At 57.0% G+C, this 17,431-nt stretch carries 13 protein-coding genes and 1 tRNA gene; 7 read left to right on the top strand and 7 right to left on the bottom strand.

Features of this window, described 5'->3' with window-relative positions; translation table 11 throughout:
* Window positions 1-68 precede the first annotated feature (68 nt).
* The 3 genes from pta to nifJ all read left to right on the top strand — a co-directional run bounded on the left by pta (window position 69) and on the right by nifJ (window position 7,006).
* Window positions 69-2,180 carry a phosphate acetyltransferase gene (gene pta / locus F8A88_RS13660; RefSeq protein WP_151151732.1) on the top strand — a complete coding sequence of 704 codons (2,112 nt, stop codon included), beginning with the start codon at window positions 69-71 and terminating at the stop codon, window positions 2,178-2,180.
* Window positions 2,180-3,376 carry an acetate/propionate family kinase gene (locus F8A88_RS13655; RefSeq protein ID WP_151151837.1) on the top strand — a complete coding sequence of 399 codons (1,197 nt, stop codon included), beginning with the start codon at window positions 2,180-2,182 and terminating at the stop codon, window positions 3,374-3,376. Before pta ends, F8A88_RS13655 begins: the two co-directional genes overlap by 1 nt.
* A 93-nt stretch (window positions 3,377-3,469) precedes the next feature.
* A complete protein-coding gene (nifJ, locus tag F8A88_RS13650; protein ID WP_151151731.1) occupies window positions 3,470-7,006 on the top strand; it encodes a pyruvate:ferredoxin (flavodoxin) oxidoreductase in 3,537 nt (1,178 codons plus the stop codon).
* A gap of 451 nt (window positions 7,007-7,457) precedes the next feature.
* Here nifJ and qrcD read toward each other — a convergent pair whose 3' ends face one another.
* The 6 genes from qrcD to rfbC all read right to left on the bottom strand — a co-directional run bounded on the left by qrcD (window position 7,458) and on the right by rfbC (window position 14,487).
* Window positions 7,458-8,690: a menaquinone reductase integral membrane subunit QrcD gene (gene qrcD / locus F8A88_RS13645; RefSeq protein WP_151151730.1), complete on the bottom strand. Its 1,233-nt coding sequence runs from the start codon at window positions 8,688-8,690 to the stop codon at window positions 7,458-7,460.
* Between the two features lie 12 nt (window positions 8,691-8,702).
* On the bottom strand, window positions 8,703-9,509 hold the full coding sequence (qrcC, locus tag F8A88_RS13640; RefSeq protein ID WP_151151729.1) for a menaquinone reductase iron-sulfur cluster-binding subunit QrcC: 807 nt from the start codon (window positions 9,507-9,509) through the stop codon (window positions 8,703-8,705).
* Between the two features lie 11 nt (window positions 9,510-9,520).
* The gene (gene qrcB, locus F8A88_RS13635; protein ID WP_151151728.1) at window positions 9,521-11,521 is read right to left on the bottom strand and encodes a menaquinone reductase molybdopterin-binding-like subunit QrcB; all 2,001 of its coding nucleotides are present in this window, start codon (window positions 11,519-11,521) and stop codon (window positions 9,521-9,523) included.
* Between the two features lie 13 nt (window positions 11,522-11,534).
* A complete protein-coding gene (locus tag F8A88_RS13630; RefSeq protein WP_151151727.1) occupies window positions 11,535-12,296 on the bottom strand; it encodes a cytochrome c3 family protein in 762 nt (253 codons plus the stop codon).
* A 175-nt stretch (window positions 12,297-12,471) separates the two neighbouring features.
* Window positions 12,472-13,911, bottom strand: coding sequence for a mannose-1-phosphate guanylyltransferase/mannose-6-phosphate isomerase (locus F8A88_RS13625; RefSeq protein WP_151151726.1), 1,440 nt, complete (start codon window positions 13,909-13,911; stop codon window positions 12,472-12,474).
* Window positions 13,912-13,914: 3 nt separating this feature from the next.
* Window positions 13,915-14,487 carry a dTDP-4-dehydrorhamnose 3,5-epimerase gene (rfbC, locus tag F8A88_RS13620; RefSeq protein WP_151151725.1) on the bottom strand — a complete coding sequence of 191 codons (573 nt, stop codon included), beginning with the start codon at window positions 14,485-14,487 and terminating at the stop codon, window positions 13,915-13,917.
* Window positions 14,488-14,802: 315 nt separating this feature from the next.
* Here rfbC and F8A88_RS13615 point away from each other — a divergent pair, with 315 nt between their 5' ends.
* The 4 genes from F8A88_RS13615 (at window position 14,803) to F8A88_RS13600 (ending at window position 17,174) form a co-directional block, all read left to right on the top strand.
* On the top strand, window positions 14,803-15,384 hold the full coding sequence (locus tag F8A88_RS13615; protein WP_151151724.1) for a CvpA family protein: 582 nt from the start codon (window positions 14,803-14,805) through the stop codon (window positions 15,382-15,384).
* Between the two features lie 40 nt (window positions 15,385-15,424).
* Complete coding sequence (gene mazG / locus F8A88_RS13610) at window positions 15,425-16,219, top strand: nucleoside triphosphate pyrophosphohydrolase (RefSeq protein WP_151151723.1); 795 nt, start codon at window positions 15,425-15,427, stop codon at window positions 16,217-16,219.
* Between the two features lie 153 nt (window positions 16,220-16,372).
* Window positions 16,373-16,660, top strand: coding sequence for a hypothetical protein (locus F8A88_RS13605; RefSeq protein ID WP_151151722.1), 288 nt, complete (start codon window positions 16,373-16,375; stop codon window positions 16,658-16,660).
* A gap of 196 nt (window positions 16,661-16,856) precedes the next feature.
* On the top strand, window positions 16,857-17,174 hold the full coding sequence (locus tag F8A88_RS13600; protein WP_151151721.1) for a hypothetical protein: 318 nt from the start codon (window positions 16,857-16,859) through the stop codon (window positions 17,172-17,174).
* 45 nt (window positions 17,175-17,219) lie between these two features.
* On the opposite strand, the gene F8A88_RS13595 is transcribed toward F8A88_RS13600, so the two are convergent.
* Window positions 17,220-17,311 (bottom strand) — tRNA-Ser (locus tag F8A88_RS13595).
* Between the last annotated feature and the right edge of the window lie 120 nt (window positions 17,312-17,431).

Genomic DNA, 17,431 nt, shown 5'->3' with positions numbered 1-17,431 from the left:
CCAACCCCACGCCTCCATGACGAGGCACGGCCCTGCCGGGGGTTTTCAAAAACAAGGAGCATGAACTCATGTCCAAAAGTCTATACATATCGGCAACCGAAGCCCGCAGCGGCAAATCTGCTGTGGTGCTGGGAATCATGCAATTGCTCATGGCCCATATCCGCAAGGTCGCCGTCTTCCGTCCCATCATCAGCGACAACGATGCCCGGGACCATGATATAGACCTTATCCTCAGGCAATTCAAACTGAACATGCCCTATGAACGCACCTATGCCTACAAACTGGGCGAGGCCAAGCGCATGCTCAATGAAGGCAAACAGGCACTGCTGCTCGAAAACACGCTCAACAAATTCAAAGAACTGGAGGCAGAGTACGATTTCGTGCTCTGCGAAGGCACCGATTACCTCGGCGGCGAGGCTGCTCTGGAATTTGAAATGAACTCATCCATCGTGAGCAATCTCGGTTGCCCGGTGCTGGCCGTTGTCAACGGCCAGAAAAAAGACGCCGAGGAAATCCTCGAATCCACCTTGAGCACTATTGAGACTTTCGAGGAAAAGGGACTCGAAGTCATGGCCGTGATCATCAACCGCACAGGCCCGGACGTTCCGACCTCGCTGGAAGACGACATTCGCAACAGGATAGGGTCAAAACATTCGCTGCTTGTGTATGCCATCCCCGACGAAAAAAGCCTTGGCAACCCCACGATCAACGACGTGGTCAAATGGCTGGACGCCCAGGTGCTCTATGGCCATGGCAGGCTGGACACGCAGGTGGAGGACATTCTGGTTGCGGCCATGCACATCAGCAATTACCTTGAATACCTTGGGGAAGGCAGTCTCATCGTCACGCCCGGCGACCGCTCGGACATCGTTCTTGCCAGCCTGGCATCGCGCCTGTCCTCTTCCTATCCTGACATTTCCGGCATCGTACTCACCGGCGGACTGCAACCGCCAGCCAACGTACACAGGCTCATCGAAGGCTGGACCGGGGTTCCCGTACCCATCCTTTCTGTTCCGGGGCATACATACAAAAGCGCCCAGATACTCAACGGCCTGCACGGCACCATCGACCCGGAAAACCCCATGAAGATCGCCTCGGCCCTGGGGTTATTCGAATCCTGCGTCAATACCGAGGAGCTTCGCTCACGCATGGTTTCCACGGAATCACGGCGAATCACACCCCTCATGTTCGAATACACACTCATCGAAAAGGCCAAGATCAAACGCCAGCGCATCGTACTGCCCGAAGGTTCCAGCAACCGCATTCTGGAAGCCACGGACATCCTTACCCGACGCGGCGTCGCGCAAATCATCCTGCTGGGCGATCCCGATGCAGTGCGCAAACAGGCCTCGGACATCGGTGCCAACCTCGGCGACGCTCAGATCATAGACCCCGCAAAATCCGAACACTTCGACGATTATGTCAGAACATACATGGAGGCCAGAAAACACAAGGGAGTTACCCGCGACACGGCCCATGACCGCATGAGCGATCCCACCTATTTCGCCACCATGATGGTTCACAAGGGACATGCGGACGGCATGGTCTCCGGCTCCATCACCACCACGGCCCAGACAATCCGTCCGGCCTTCGAATTCGTCAAGACCAAGCCCGGAGCAAGCATTGTCTCCTCGGTTTTCCTCATGTGCCAGAACGACCGGGTACTGGTGTACGGCGACTGCGCCGTAAATCCCAATCCCGGCGCGGAACAGCTGGCTGAAATTGCCATCAACTCTGCGGAAACTGCATCCATTTTCGGCATTGATCCGAAGGTGGCCATGCTCTCCTATTCCACAGGAGATTCCGGCACAGGCGCTGATGTGGAAAAAGTCATCGAAGCCACACGGATGGCCCGTGAAAAGGCACCGCAACTCGCGATTGAAGGCCCCCTGCAATACGATGCGGCCATCGACCCGGAAGTGGCCAGCACCAAACTTCCGGGCAGCACGGTGGCCGGCCACGCGACCGTGTTCATCTTCCCGGACCTCAACACCGGCAACAACACGTACAAGGCCGTACAGCGCTCGGTTCCCGGCTCCGTGGCCATCGGCCCGGTTCTGCAGGGCCTGAACAAGCCGGTCAACGACCTCTCCAGGGGCTGCACCGTGCGCGACATCGTCAACACGGTCGCCATCACGGCCATCCAGTCTCAGGCAGAGGCCGCAAACAAGGATGCATGATGAAAATACTTGTGGTCAATTGCGGCAGCTCATCGCTGAAATACAGCCTGCTGGACATGAAAACCAAAACACCCCTTGCGTCGGGCGTGGTGGAGCGGATCGGCGATACGACCGGAACCATCACACACAAGATCCGCGGCACGAAAAGCAAGATGGAAGAATCCCTGCCAATTCCCGACCATGCCGTGGCTCTCAGGCTGGCGGTGAAACGGTTATGCAGCACTGAATACGGCGTTGTCTCGGACGTGACGGAAATCGACGCCGTGGGACACCGAGTGGTTCAGGGCGGGGAAACGTTCAAAGGCCCGGCTGTGATCACTGATGCGGTCATCGACACCATACGCCAAAACACCCCCCTGGCCCCTTTGCACGGCCCGGCCAATCTGACCGGCATCGAGGTAGCACGGGAAATCTTTGACAAGACCCCGCATGTAGCTGTATTCGATACCGAATTTCATCAGACAATGCCGCCGAAATCCTTTATGTACGCCCTGCCGTACCACATGTACGAAGATCTGAAGATCCGTCGCTACGGATTTCACGGAACATCGCACCGCTATGTGGCCCGAACCGCAGCCGAACACATGGGGATGCCGCCGGACAAGGCCCGAATCATCACCGCGCACCTCGGCAACGGCAGCTCCATGGCGGCGGTGGACAGGGGAAAATGCGTGGACACCAGCATGGGCCTCACCCCGCTGGCCGGACTGATGATGGGCACGCGCTGCGGCGATGTGGACCCGGCTCTGCACGCATACCTTGCCGACAACACGGACATGTCCATCCGGGACATTGACGCCACGCTCAATAAGCAGAGCGGATTCAAAGGCATTTGCGGCATGAGCGACATGCGCGACATCCACGCGGCACGCGACAAGGGAGACGCCAGGGCGCAACTGGCCTTCGAGATGTTCTGCCATCAGGTGAAAAAATACATCGGAGCGTATCTTGCCGTTCTGGGCGGGGCCGACGCCGTGGTTTTCACTGCGGGCATAGGCGAAAACGACGACCTCGTCAGGCAAGAAGTATGTTCTGGCCTGGAAACACTGGGTATCCAGTTGGATCCGGCCGCCAACAAAGGGAGAAAAACGGAGCCGGGCTCCGTTCACCGGGACGAAAGCCCCGTTCAAATATGGGTAATCCCCACTGACGAAGAACTTGAAATCGCACTGGCATCTTCTGCTGCACTACGCTAATCTGACGAGACTGCCGCTCAATTGACGGCAGCCGAGAGGGATTGCGGAATTATTGTCCAGTGTCCAACCTTTGCAACGTTACGGAGTTTTACAATGGCTAAGAAAATGAAGACAATGGACGGCAACCAAGCCGCTGCCTATGTCGCCTATGCCATGAGCGAAACCGCTGCGATCTATCCGATCACACCTTCGTCGCCCATGGCCGAACTGGCCGACGAATGGGCTGTTCAGGGAATGAAGAACATCTTCGGAACCACCATGGAAGTCCGTCAGCTCCAGTCCGAGGCAGGTGCAGCCGGTGCCGTGCATGGCTCGCTGGCAGCAGGTTCCCTGACATCCACCTTTACGGCATCGCAGGGGCTGTTGCTGATGATCCCGAACATGTACAAGATTGCCGGCGAACTGTTGCCCGGCGTCTTTCATGTCTCGGCACGCGCCGTGGCAGGGCACGCCCTGTCCATCTTCGGCGACCACCAGGACGTCATGGCCTGCCGGCAGACCGGGTTCGCCATGCTCGCATCCGGTTCGGTGCAGGAAGTCATGGACATGGCCCTTGTGTCCCATCTGGCCTCCATCGAATCCAGCCTGCCGTTTGTGCACTTCTTCGACGGTTTCCGGACCTCACATGAAATCCAGAAAGTCGAAGTCATCGACTACGAGGACATGAAGTCCCTGACCAACTTCGAAAAAATCCTCGAGTTCCGCCAGCGCTCCATGAACCCCGAGCATCCGCACATTCGCGGCACGGCGCAGAACCCGGACATCTACTTCCAGAACCTTGAGCGGGCCAACCCGTACCGCGAGACACTGCCCGAAGTGGTTCAGGACGTCATGAACAAAGTGGCCACCATCACCGGGCGCCAATACAAACTCTTCGACTATGTCGGCGCACCGGATGCGGAAAACATCATCGTGGCCATGGGATCCGGCTGTGAGACCATCGAAGAGGTCATCAACCACTACGCGGACGCAGGACTCAAGATCGGTCTGATCAAGGTCCGCATGTACCGCCCGTTCTCCGTGGACCATCTGCTGGAGGCCCTGCCCGAAACCACCAAGGTGGTTACGGTACTGGACCGTACCAAGGAACCCGGTTCGCTGGGCGACCCTCTGTATCTGGACATCTGCACGGCCTTCAAGGAACGCGGCATCGACCTGCCCGTGCTGGCTGGACGCTACGGCCTCGGTTCCAAGGAATTCTCTCCGTGCATGGCCAAATCCATTTTCGACAACGCGGACGAAGACAATCCGCGCACCCACTTTACCGTGGGCATCGTTGACGATGTGACCAACACTTCCCTGCCCATTCCCGCCTGTCTTGACTCCACCCCCGAGGGCACGGTCCAGTGCAAATTCTGGGGACTCGGTTCGGACGGCACGGTTGGCGCCAACAAACAGGCCATCAAGATCATCGGTGACAACACCGATCTGTATGCACAGGGCTACTTCGCATACGACTCCAAAAAATCCGGCGGCATCACGGTTTCGCACCTGCGTTTTGGCGAAAAACCGATCCAGTCCACGTACCTGGTCGAAATTGCAGACTACATCGCCTGCCATAATCCCAGCTACGTGAACCAGTACGACCTCTTGGACGGCATCCGTCCGGGCGGCACATTCGTGTTGAACAGCCCGTGGTCGCTGGCGGACATGGAAAAGATGCTTCCGGCTCGACTGCGCAGGCAGATCGCCGAAAACAAGCTCAAGTTCTACACCATCGACGCGGTCAAGCTGGCCGGAGAGGTGGGACTGGGCAACCGCATCAACATGGTCATGCAGACCGCCTTCTTCAAACTGGCGGATGTCATTCCCTTTGATCAGGCCGTCGACCTGCTCAAGGCCTCCATCAAGAAGACTTACGGCAAGAAGGGCGACAAGATCGTCAACATGAACATTGCCGCCGTTGAAAGCGCCATTGAAAACCTTGTGGAAATCAACTATCCGGCAAGCTGGGCCAAGGCCGAAGACGCACCCGCCGCAAAGCGCGACGAGCCCGAATTCGTCACCAAGGTCATGCGTCCCATGCTGGAACAGAAAGGCGACGAACTGCCGGTTTCCGCGTTCGAGGCCGATGGACGTTTCCCGGTGGGAACCACCAAGTACGAAAAACGCGGCGTTGCCATCATGGTCCCCGAATGGATCGCGGACAACTGCATCCAGTGCAACCAATGTGCGTTTGTCTGTCCGCACAGTGCGCTTCGCCCGATCCTGGCGGAGGACTACGAGCTCAAAAACAGCCCGGAAACCTTCACCACGGTGGACGCCAAGGGCAAGGGACTGGACAATCTCAAATACCGCATGCAGGTCAACACGATGGACTGTCAAGGCTGCGGCAACTGCGCAGACATATGCCCGGCCAAGGACAAGGCCCTTGTCATGAAGCCGTTGCACACCCAGACGGAAACGGAAGTCCCCAACTTCGAATTCAGCGAGACCGTCTCCTACAAGGATGCCGTCATGACGCGCACCACGGTCAAGGGCAGCCAGTTCCAGCAGGCGCTCATGGAATTCTCGGGCGCTTGCGCGGGCTGTGGCGAAACCCCGTACGTCAAGGTGCTTACCCAGCTCTTCGGCGAACGCATGGTGGTGGCCAACGCAACGGGCTGCTCCTCCATCTGGGGCGCATCCGCACCCTCGGCCCCTTACTGCACCAACAAGGAAGGACACGGTCCCGCCTGGGGTAACTCCCTGTTCGAAGATGCCGCTGAATATGGCTTCGGCATGGAAATGGCACTGTCAAATCGCCGGGAACGCCTTGCTCTGCGCATGCGTGAGGCCATGGAATCCGGCGAGACCACTCCGGCCTTGGCAAAGGCCATGGAAGCCTGGATCGAGAACAGGCACGACGCGGAAAAATCACGCGAATTCGGCGAAGACATCCGTCGTGAACTGGCCAAAATAGATGAAAAGGGCAACCTGCTCCTGAGCATCCGCGAAGACGCGGACCTGTACACCAAAAAATCCGTATGGGTCTTCGGTGGTGACGGTTGGGCCTATGACATCGGTTACGGCGGTCTGGACCATGTGCTTGCCTCGGGCAAGGATATCAACGTTCTGGTGCTGGACACCGAAGTCTACTCCAACACCGGTGGTCAGGCCTCCAAGGCCACGCCCACCGGCTCGGTGGCCAAGTTCACGGCCGGCGGCAAGCGCACCGGCAAAAAGGATCTTGGCCGCATGGCCATGAGCTACGGCTATGTCTACGTTGCCTCCGTGAGCATGGGTGCCAACAAAAACCAGATGATGAAGGCGTTCCTTGAGGCCGAAAGCTATCCCGGACCGTCCCTGATCATCGCCTACGCTCCCTGTATCAACCAGGGACTGCGCAAAGGCATGGGCAAGTCCCAGCTCGAATCCAAGCTGGCCGTGGATTCCGGCTACTGGCCGCTCTATCGTTTCGATCCGCGACTGCAGGACGAATGCAAAAACCCGTTCATTCTGGAGTCCAAGGCTCCGGACGGAACCCTGCAGGACTTCCTGTCCGGCGAAAACCGCTACGCCATGCTCGAACGCCTCATGCCCGAGGCTTCCAAAGAGCTGCGTTCGGAAATCGAAACCCAGTACAACGACCGGTACGCTACGCTCAAGGCGATCGCGGACATGCCTCCGGTAGGCGACTGCGACGAATGATAAAAAAACTTGGGGAGGGCCCTTTTGTAAAAGGGCCCTCCCCAAACCCCTCCCCCAAAACTTTCTGGCGCTACGGCCCGGCCTGCAAAAGCAGGCCGGGCCGTAGTATTTTTGGCTGTCTATAGATGCAAAAATGTGAGGACAATGCAGAGGGGAGACAATTGGTCTACAAAAAAACTAGCCCCCTGTTTCGCATTCAAAAAAAACAGACAGGCCTTGCGGGTGCGGGTCAAGGTAAGTCGGTGTCAACTGCGGCAAAGTGAAGGCAAAGAAAGGTGAAAGGACAAGACGCGAGAACAAGACAGGGACGAAGCGTATTTCAATATACGCGAAGATCTGACTTGTGCGCAGCAACGCTGACATTCCTCCTTGATCTGCCTTTGAAAAAAGACAAAAGAGCCCCGGCCAAAAAAGGCCGGGGCTCTGATTGCTTCAGAAGTGACAGTTCGTTCTACTTGTAGTTCAGTCCGCGCTCCTGCGGGAACACCGGCAGATAGCGGTACGACAGGGACAGCACCAGGAAGCCGTAGGCCACGATCATGATGGAAGAAGCCCATTCAACCCAGTTCGGGTAGTAAACGAACCACTTGTCAAACGGCATGGCCGGGAAGGCGATGGTCTGAACCGTGAACACGTAACGGTTGATGGTGATGCCAACGCAGTCCAACAGGCCTGCAGTATACAGCAGGGCCGGTTTGTTGCGAATGGACGGCGTGATGAGCATGATGGCCGGGAGCACGCCGCAAAGCACGATCTCGGTGAACATCATCCACTTGCCGTAGGCAACGCCATAGAACATGTCGTCGAAGGTCAGGCCTACAGACGGCAGGTACCCGGTGGCCCAGGCCCACGTGTCCAGAATCTTCAGGAAGATATAGACGGTGAGCATGGTTCCGGCAATCTTGCCCATGAGCGCCTTGACCTTGTATTCCACCAGCTTCTTGCCGGTCAGTTTTTCCATGAACGTGCAAACCAGAACCGTGAATATCGGACCGGAGCCCACGGCGGAGAGCACAAACAGGAAGAACGTCCACGGCCAGATGAAGAAACCTTCACGGAAGGCATACGGACGGCCGATGAGCACGCCGTACATGCCACCGAGCGATCCCTGGTGGAAAGTGGACAGGAACGTGCCCAGACCCGCAAAGAGAGCCATGTTCACGTGCATGTTGTGCGCGAGCGCATGAATGAACGGCACCTTGTTCAGCTGCTTCTGCTCGAGGATCAGCGGGACGTACTCGATGATCAGCACGGTGCAGTAGCAGGTGATGCAGAAGATAACTTCCGTGAGCATGGAGTGCACGTTCGGATGCCAGTAGCCGAACCACGCGCGGCCGGGCTGGCCGATGTCCAGCGTCAGCACCAGCATGGCGCCGGAGTAGCAGATGAAGCCCACGATGACCGTCAGATTGATGATCTTCTCGAGCTGTTTGATTTTGAGGATGTACTTCAGGAAGCCGGTAAAGAACGCGCCTGCTCCCAATGCGATGACCGCAAGGTCGAAGGTGATCCACAGACCGAACCCGAAGTAGTTGTCCAGACCGGTGGTGCCGATTCCGTTGTAGAGCACCAGAACAGCCGCATACAGCCCCCAGAGGAAGAAGGCCAGGATGAAGCCGGTCCAGAGCATGAACTTGCCGAAAGAACAGCGCTGTACGCCTTCCGGGAAGAGTTTGCTATCCATTGTGACTTCCTCCTAGTGCTTGTCGCCAGCGTTGTAGTTGTCGCCCTGCTTGCGGACCCACTCACGCTTGCTCATGTAGTAAACCTGCGGATCCAGTCCGAGCTTTTCGAGCAGGCGGAATGCATGCGGGCTCTTGGCCAGCTGATGCACCTTGTGTTCGGGATTGTTCAGATCGCCGAACGTGATGGCTCCGGTGGGGCAAATCTCGGCACAAGCCGGGACGTATGCGCCCTCGGGCAGGTTCATGGGATCTTCGCCGTTCTCGCGGGCCTGATCCTTGGCCTTGGCATAGCGGGTGTGGCAGAAGTTGCACTTTTCCACAACGCCGCGCGGACGAGGCGAAACAGCGGGGCTGAGTTGCTTGTCCATGCCTTCGGGCCAGAGGGGGTCCCACCAGTTGAAGTAGCGTGCGTGGTAGGGGCAGGCAGCCATGCAGTACCGGCAACCGATACAACGCGGATAAATCTGGCTGACGATGCCGCCCTCTTCGTTCTTGTCCGTGGCCACTACCGGGCAGACCGGCACGCAGGCGGGATTGCCACACTGCATGCAGGGCCGAGGCAGATAAGCGACCTCGTGCTCGGGGAAGCTTTTGCCGTTGGACATTTCATAGACATTCATCCAGGTCAGGGTACGCAGCTTGTTGTCTGCGTCGTCCCTTTCCGAGGTCAATGCCTGCACGTAGTTATACGGGTCCTTTTTGGTCATGGGAGCAATGTTGTTCTCCACCTGGCAACCGACCATGCACGCGCCGCAGCCCGTGCACTTGTCGATGTCAATGACCATGCCCCATTTGATTTTGAATTCTTTCATATGCATGACGGTTCCCCCTACATTTTGGCGACATTCACGGTGGAACCGGTCCAGACGGTCGCGCCAGTGGCGGCCTCGGAACGTACCGTGAGAATCTTGTAAACATTATCGCCCACGCCTTTGGAGAACTCGTCGCCAACGGTATGGCCAAGGCCCAAAGGCACAGCCACGGCACCCGGGAGGACGCCTTCGTTGATCTTCACCAAGGCAGCAGCCTCGCCGTTTCCGCCGGAAAGCTTGATTTTGCTTCCGTCGGCCACGCCGAGTTTCTTGGCGGTCACGCCGCACATCATGGCCACTATGGTCTTGTCCATAAGCACGCTGTTGCTGATGACGCAGGGTGCGTTGGGCGTTGTGGCAACCTTCTGGCTGCCCACGATCAACTGACTGTAGGGAGCCAGGACAACCGCACCCGCTCCGCGGGCCGGTGCAGCAGCACGAGCCAGAACGGAAGCACCCAGTGCCGAAACATCGGCCCCGACAGCGTCGCCCTCGAACAGGCCACCGGCCTCTTCGTCAAAGTCTGCACCAACCACTTCGGCCTTGGCTGCAATAACCTCGGCAAAACTCTCGAACCCGAGTTCGATGCCCATGGAGGCGGCAAGATCAAGGATGAAGTCCGTGCTGGCCATGACGTCCAGAGACGGACGACAGACCGGGACGCCGGCGGTGTAGGTCTGCCTGCCGAAACCATAAGGATTCTGCATGTCGTCAAAACGCTCATAGGTGAATGCGTTGGGCAACACCAGATCGGCTTTGGCAGCGGTTTCGTTCCATTCGGTGGCAAAGCTCACCAAAAAGCCCGTCTTGAAATCGTCGGGCAAGGAATATACGGGGTTGGCTTCGTAAACCATGGTAACGGCCGGGGCCGCACCCTTGTTTACCCAACCCAGCAGGTCATTGCTCATGCGCTCGGCAACGGTCATGCCGGATTCCACAGCCTTGGGGAACTCGGACACGCTCTTCAGCGAACCAAGCAGCATGTTCACGGCAAAAGCTGCGGTAGCCGTGGCAACCGAGGTGCCACCGGGAACAACAACCGGAGTGGAAGCAGCCATCAGCTGCTTGGCCAAGGCTGCAGTCTGAGCGCCCTTGACGCCGGTTGCGGCTTCCACCTTGGCCGGAGCAAAGGCATCCATGACCATGGAACTGAACGCGCCGAAATCAGCGGCATTCACGGTCTTGCCAGCGCGAATCAGATGATAGGCGATTCCCAGCAGGAAAGCAGGCATGCTTTCTTCACCGACAGGAACCCAAGCGTCCACCACCGAAGCGGTGTGGGTTTGCACCGGGCTGGCAAACACATATTTTGCGCTAGCCTTTTCTCCCACCGGATGAGAAGCGGCAAAGGCCTTCTTGGTGGCCACGGTGGGCCCCCACGATTCCATGGCGTCGGCACCGGCCAACAGCACGAAATCGGCATTTTCCAGATCATATGCGACCTGTCCCTCGCCCCCCATCACGCCGTTGAAGGCGCGGCTGGCGGCCTGCATGTCGCAGGGCATCTGAAGGTAGTCCTCGCTGCCCAGTCCAGCCAGAAAGCCGGAAAAGACCTCGTTGGCAGTACCGGTCTGGTCGCCGGAAATAAAAGCGACCTTGCCGCTGGCAGCAGCGAGTTTGTCGGCCAGCATGGCCTTGGCGTCTTCCCATGTGATCGGCTCAAACGAATCGCCAACTTTCTTCATGGGCCCCTTGACGCGGTTGGGGCTGCGCATCACCTGTACGCCGTTGGCGCAGATAGGACAAATGCCGCCCTTGCTCAAAGGGTTGTCTTCATTGCCCTCGGTGCCGAATGCCGAACCGGCCGCCTTGCGGACCTTGACCGCGCAACCGGAGTCGCACAGTTTGGACACGGCAGGCTGGTCAACCAAAGCACCGTATTTCAGCTTGGGAATCCACGGCCAGTTCTGCGTCCAGATGGACACATCATCAAGAGCTTTCCAAAGCACCGGAGTAAAAAGGATACCAACGGTGCCGCCAACAGATAACTGTATGAACGTTCTACGATCAAAACCCATTGAAGCACCCCTTTTACTTATGACAGACGTAGCACGCGTTGTTCTGGCCCATCTGGGCATGACAACGTTCGCACTGCCACATCTTCATGGTCATCTTGCTGTAGCCGGACAGAATGTTGCGCTCGAACGGCGGCGGGGTATCATTTGTCTCAATGCCCTTCAGGTGACAGAGATTGCAATTGTAATCACCGCCCTCCTCAAGAACCGCATGATCCACCACACCGTCAAGATCCACATGCTTCTCGGCCAGAGCCTCGAAGGTCACATCCTGGTGCGCCTTGTGGGAAAAATACACGTTGTCGGGCTGATACTGGTAGTTCAACCAAGGAACTTCCTTGCCCTGAAGAGCATACTTGACCAGATACTCAAGCTCCGCCTTGACATTAGCGTCATCACCGCTCAGCACCAGATCAGTCAGGTCACCGGGCATTTCATCAATGGAAATCTCAAGGATATCCTCGATCTTGCCCGTGTCACCCACCACCTCGGCGATGGCTTCGACAACAGTCTCGGCGTCGTCAACGGCATGACAGTCTGCACACTGCTCATTGGTGGGAAAACCGGCATACGAGCCGTCCTCCCTGAAAAAGTGGCAGCTGTCACAGTCCATTTCCTGTCCTTCCACGTGAACCTTGTGGCTGAACCTCACAGGCTGCTCTACCTTTGTATAAAACAAAGGCGGAATCACGGCCCATCCAAGGATACAGCTAAGCAGGAATCCGATGAAGAACGGGAGAACGCCTCCACACCTTCCGGAAGATTTCTTTTCCTCCATAACCTCGCCCCGTCACTCCTAAAGTTAATGAAATAAATCAAACCATAGTAGAACTAAGCATGCATACGGCACACTTCTTTTCCATGTCAAGCGCATATGAAAATTTTCACGAAGTGCATTGTCCACAAAAAAACAATGATATCAAAGTGAAACATACACGCAAAACCGGGAAAAACTATTTCGGACTCTTTGCCCGTCCATAGATATCATCGAAACGGACGATATCATCTTCCTCAAGGTATGGTCCACTCTGAATCTCGATAATCTCCAAAAGCACCTTGCCCGGGTTGGCGAGCCTGTGTTGCGAGGCCTGCGGAATGTCCACGGACTGATTCTCCGTCAAAACGGATTCCACCCCGTCGATCTCGACTTCGGCTGTTCCGCTGACCACCACCCAATGCTCACTGCGATGGTGATGCATCTGCAGGCTGAGGCGTGCCCCGGGATGCACGGCTATTCGTTTGATCTTATAGTTGTGGTCTTCCTCAAGCACCACGTAGTTGCCCCACGGCCGGTCGACCTTGGGATGGCATTCGGCCAGCTTGCTGCCCTCGGCCCGCAACATGTCAACGATCTCGCGGACCCTCTGCACGTGCGGCATGGGACAGGCGAGCGTTGCGTCGCGCGTCTGCACCATGATCATGTTCTGCAAGCCGACTGCGGCAAGACGGCCGCCGCGTGAAATAAGCAGGCTGTTGCGACAGTCCACGGCCATGACATCGCCCTGAATCACGTTGCCGTCCTTGTCGCGCTTGCCCAGGCGGTACATGGCTTCCCAACTGCCCAAATCCTCCCAGTCGAATTCCGCTCGCACCACGGCAATGTTGTCGATGCGTTCTGCAATGCCGTAGTCAATGGAAATATCCGCAATGCGCCCGTAGTTGTCGATCATGGGCGCGTCTTCGCGGGCCAGCCACCACGCCCATAACTCGGGCTGGTGCACGGCCACGGCCTTGAGAAAATCCTTGCACCCGAACACGAAAATGCCGCTGTTCCACAGGTGGCCGCCGTCCCGGTGATACCGCTTGGCCATGGAGTAATCGGGCTTTTCAATGAATCCTGCGCATTCATACACTCCCACATCCAACTCACGGCCGAGCGAGACATACCCGTACCCGGTTTCCGGCTGACTGGCCTCCACGCCCATGGTCACGAAATACCCCTTGGCCGCGGTCTCGCCCGCCTTTTGCAGATTTCTGCGCAAGGTGACCTCGTCCCGGATAAGATGGTCCGAAGGAAAGACCGCGGTCAGTCCGCCCTCGGGCAGTCTTTTTGATATCTGCTCGACGGCCAGCAATGTGGCGGGCAGCGTATTGCGCGCAAGCGGCTCGGAAATCACCTGATCAAGCAGGCGTTTATCAACGGACTGAACCTGATTCCGAACCTCGAAAACATGTTCTTCGTTGGTTACAACCCATACGCATTCCGGATCAAACGCGCCCAAGACGCGCTTCACGGTCTGCTGCAACAAGGTGTCTTCTCCGTCCAGCGCCAAAAGCTGCTTGGGCAACATATTGCGGGAAAGCGGCCAAAGGCGGGTTCCGGATCCTCCGGCAAGAATGACGGCATGGCACTGGGGTATCAGTGTTTTTCCGGGGGAGGACTTGCGCGGCATGGGCTACTCCTTGCTGAAATCAAACGGGGAATCGAACTCGGCCAACGAGCCGAGCTGTTTGTCCTTGTCCGAAAGAATCGGGGACATCCCATGAAGGTGGGGTGCCCAGTCAAACCCTACGGCGGGATCGTCAAAACGAATTCCCGTATCAAACTCCGGCGCATAGTACGCATCCACCTTGTACATGAATTCCGTATCGGGTTCGAGGGTAAGATACGCATGAGCAAAACCGCGCGGCACGAACAGCCGCTTTCGGCTTTTAGCGTCCACTTCCATATGAAAGGTGCTCCCATACATGGGCGAGCCCTTGCGCAGATCAATCACCACATCCAACACGCGCCCCCTCGTCACCCACACCAGCTTGGCCTGCGTGGCCGGGGGCAGCTGAAAATGAAATCCTCGCAACACCCCCGCGCTTCGGGAGTAGGCATGATTGTCCTGCACGAAGTCCACATCTATGCCGGACTCGGCAAAAGTCCGCCGATTGAAACTTTCAAGAAAAAAACCGCGTTCGTCCTCGAACACGGCGGGTTCGATAACAACAAGTCCGGGAAACCCGGTTTCCGTGACACGCATCCTCACACTCTCCTCAATTAACGCAACATACCGATGAATCAATCAATTATCCAAATTCCACACTTCACACAAGCACCGTTTGCCACAAAACCGGCATCCTGCAAAAAAATACCGCATCCTGTTCACTTTTAGCTTCCGCTCTGATAGTCCTTTACCCCAAGGACAGTACCGAGCAGGGTGAACCCGGCAACAACGTACCAAACGAAGTTTCGCCAAAGATATGCACGCCCTGTGCCAGCAGGACCAAGCCAGCGTCTTGCTGCTTTGCCGCGTCCAGTGATATTTGCAGCACGCAACTCCATTGAAGGATACCATATGAATTTTCTTGATATCACCCTCATTATCATCACGGTCATCTTCCTTGCCCGCGGCTTTTTCCGCGGACTGGTCAAGGAAATCATATCCCTTGTCTCCATCGGCCTGGCCTACTTCATGGCCTCTCGCTATCATGAGGTCCTTTCCCCGCACCTGAAAGTATACCTGTCGAGCGAAACCACCATCCGCGCACTCAGCTACGTACTCATCTTTTTCGGCGTCCTGCTCATCTGCTGGGTGCTGGCCAAAATCATACGCCAATTCCTGGAACTGGCCCTGCTCGGCTGGCTGGACCGTTCAGCAGGGGCGGTATTCGGCGCGGCCGAAGGGGCATTGCTGTGCCTGCTCCTGCTGCTCCTGTTGCAATCCTTCATGCCGGACGCCCAGTTCCTCCGCGATTCCCAGATCGTACCCCACGTGCAACCTGCCGTGGACAAACTGGCCGACTTCACGCCGTCTGACGTCCGTTCCACGCTTCGGGGGAAAGGCATAAACCTGCCGACTCCGGAAAGCATACGGGAAAAGGCCGACGCAGCTGTCGGCGTAATCGAGGAAACAGTCACCAACAACGGGGACCAGTAAACGGTCCCCTTTTCATTGCAATACCATTCGGAGAAAATACATGCCCAAAGAAAAGACCCACACCGCCTCTGCCGCACTGGCGGAACTGCAGGAAGTCATCGACACGCTCATCGGCCCGAACGGCTGCCCATGGGACAAGGAGCAGACCCCCACAAGCCTGTGTGATTATCTTGCCGAAGAAACCTTTGAGCTCATAGAAGGAATCCGCGCGAACGACACCCACGAGGCCATGGAGGAAATGGGCGATGTTCTTTTCCTGCTGCTGTTCATGGCAACGCTGTACAACAGGGACAAGGCCTTCTCCCTTGAGGAAAGCCTGCGTTACAGCGCGGCCAAGATGATCCGCCGCCACCCCCACGTGTTCGGCGACAAGCAGATCGAGGACATCAACCAGCTGTGGGATACCTGGGAAAGCATCAAGCGCGAAGAAAACAAGAACAAAGAAAAACAGGGCGTATTCGACTCCCTGCCCAAGGGCCTCCCTCCGCTGCTGCGCGCCTACCGCATCAACTCCAAGGCCGCGCGCAATAAGTTCACCTGGGAATCCGACGAGGCCGTTGAAGCCAAGCTGCGCGAGGAATGGGACGAATGGCAGCAGGCCATGGCCCAAGGCGATGAGGCTGCTTCCGAACAGGAATTCGGCGACTATCTGTTTACCCTTGTGGAACTGGGACGGCGCAAAGGCATCAAGGCCAACGCGGCCATCGACTTTGCCAACCAGAAATTCCTGAACCGGTTCACGGCCATGGAAGAACTGGCAGAAAAACGCGGCCAGAACATCAGCGACATGGACCTCGACCAGATGAACGCGCTCTGGGACGAAATCAAGGACTGAGTCCTTTAAACATCCGCAACACCACCTCACGAATACGGCCCGCCCGACATCATGACCGCGCGGGCCTTTTCTCTGTCGGGGATAAAGTTTTTCAAGAATCTGCCGATAGGACGGATAGGCGTTATTTCCGGCCTGCGACCGGGAGGGAAGACCATGAACGAACTCTCTATAGGGGCGAGTTCTCTGGGCAACGCCATGGATCAGCAGACCTTTGGCGCCCAGGTCGTCACCAAAACACTGGATTACATGAATAACAGCGGCAGCAGTCCTGCTCCGGTGGACAAGGCGTCCGCAGAGGGAGCACTGGTCAGCAAGACCCTGGATTACATGAACTCGGGCAGCGGGTCGGACAAGACCGGCATGGCCCAAAGCTACCAGTTTCAGAAAGACGTCCTCGGCTCGTATGCGGGCATGGGCGTCATCAACAACCTGACTATCTAGCAACGCCGGAAATAGCGCCATCACCTAGGTCTGCCCCGCTCCAAATTTGGAGCGGGGTTGCCCTCCCCGGCATCGCACCCCGCATTGTATCCCACACTTCCGGTTACGTGTTGACATGCGTCAATGTATCGATCCCTTTCTTGAAATAGCCTGACTCCATCGATACTCACCACGCTCATTCACAAGGAGAAACATCATGCAGTCACGCGGAAACACGAAACAGGAACAGAAAATCGATACGCTGGCAGACATCGTCGTTGCAGCCTGCCCGGAGCTGAGCAAACTTTCGGTCAAGGGTTCGTTCCGCTTCGGCATAACCGAGGCGCTCAAGGTCACCGGATTCGGCAAGTGGGAAGAAGTGGCGACACAATCGGCCGCCGGAAAGCAGCGCTTTTTCGATTCGCTGCTCGACAATGCAATGGCCCACATGCTCCGCATGGGATTTCCGACCGACCAACAGGACATTGTCCGAAAACGCCTCGTTAAAGAGAATCAGCGCTTCCTGAAACAATAAGAAAAGCCGCACGACCATATGGTCGTGCGGCCTTGAATCGTCAAATGGCGGCGGGAGTAGGATTCGAACCCACGGACCCCGTGAAGGGTCAACGGTTTTCAAGACCGCCTCCTTAAGCCGGACTCGGACATCCCGCCGCAATGCAGGGTGAAATACTTTGTACAGAAAGCCGCCCCTGTCAACCCTGCACCGGATTATTCTGCCCAAAACGGGCATCAACAGAAAAATCAATTGAAAATCAAACGCAACTAATAGCT

The sequence above is a fragment of the Pseudodesulfovibrio senegalensis genome, from assembly GCF_008830225.1.
GTDB lineage: Bacteria > Desulfobacterota > Desulfovibrionia > Desulfovibrionales > Desulfovibrionaceae > Pseudodesulfovibrio > Pseudodesulfovibrio senegalensis.
Note: the sequence above shows the minus strand (reverse complement) of the source record. Positions and strands in the feature narration are given on the sequence as shown.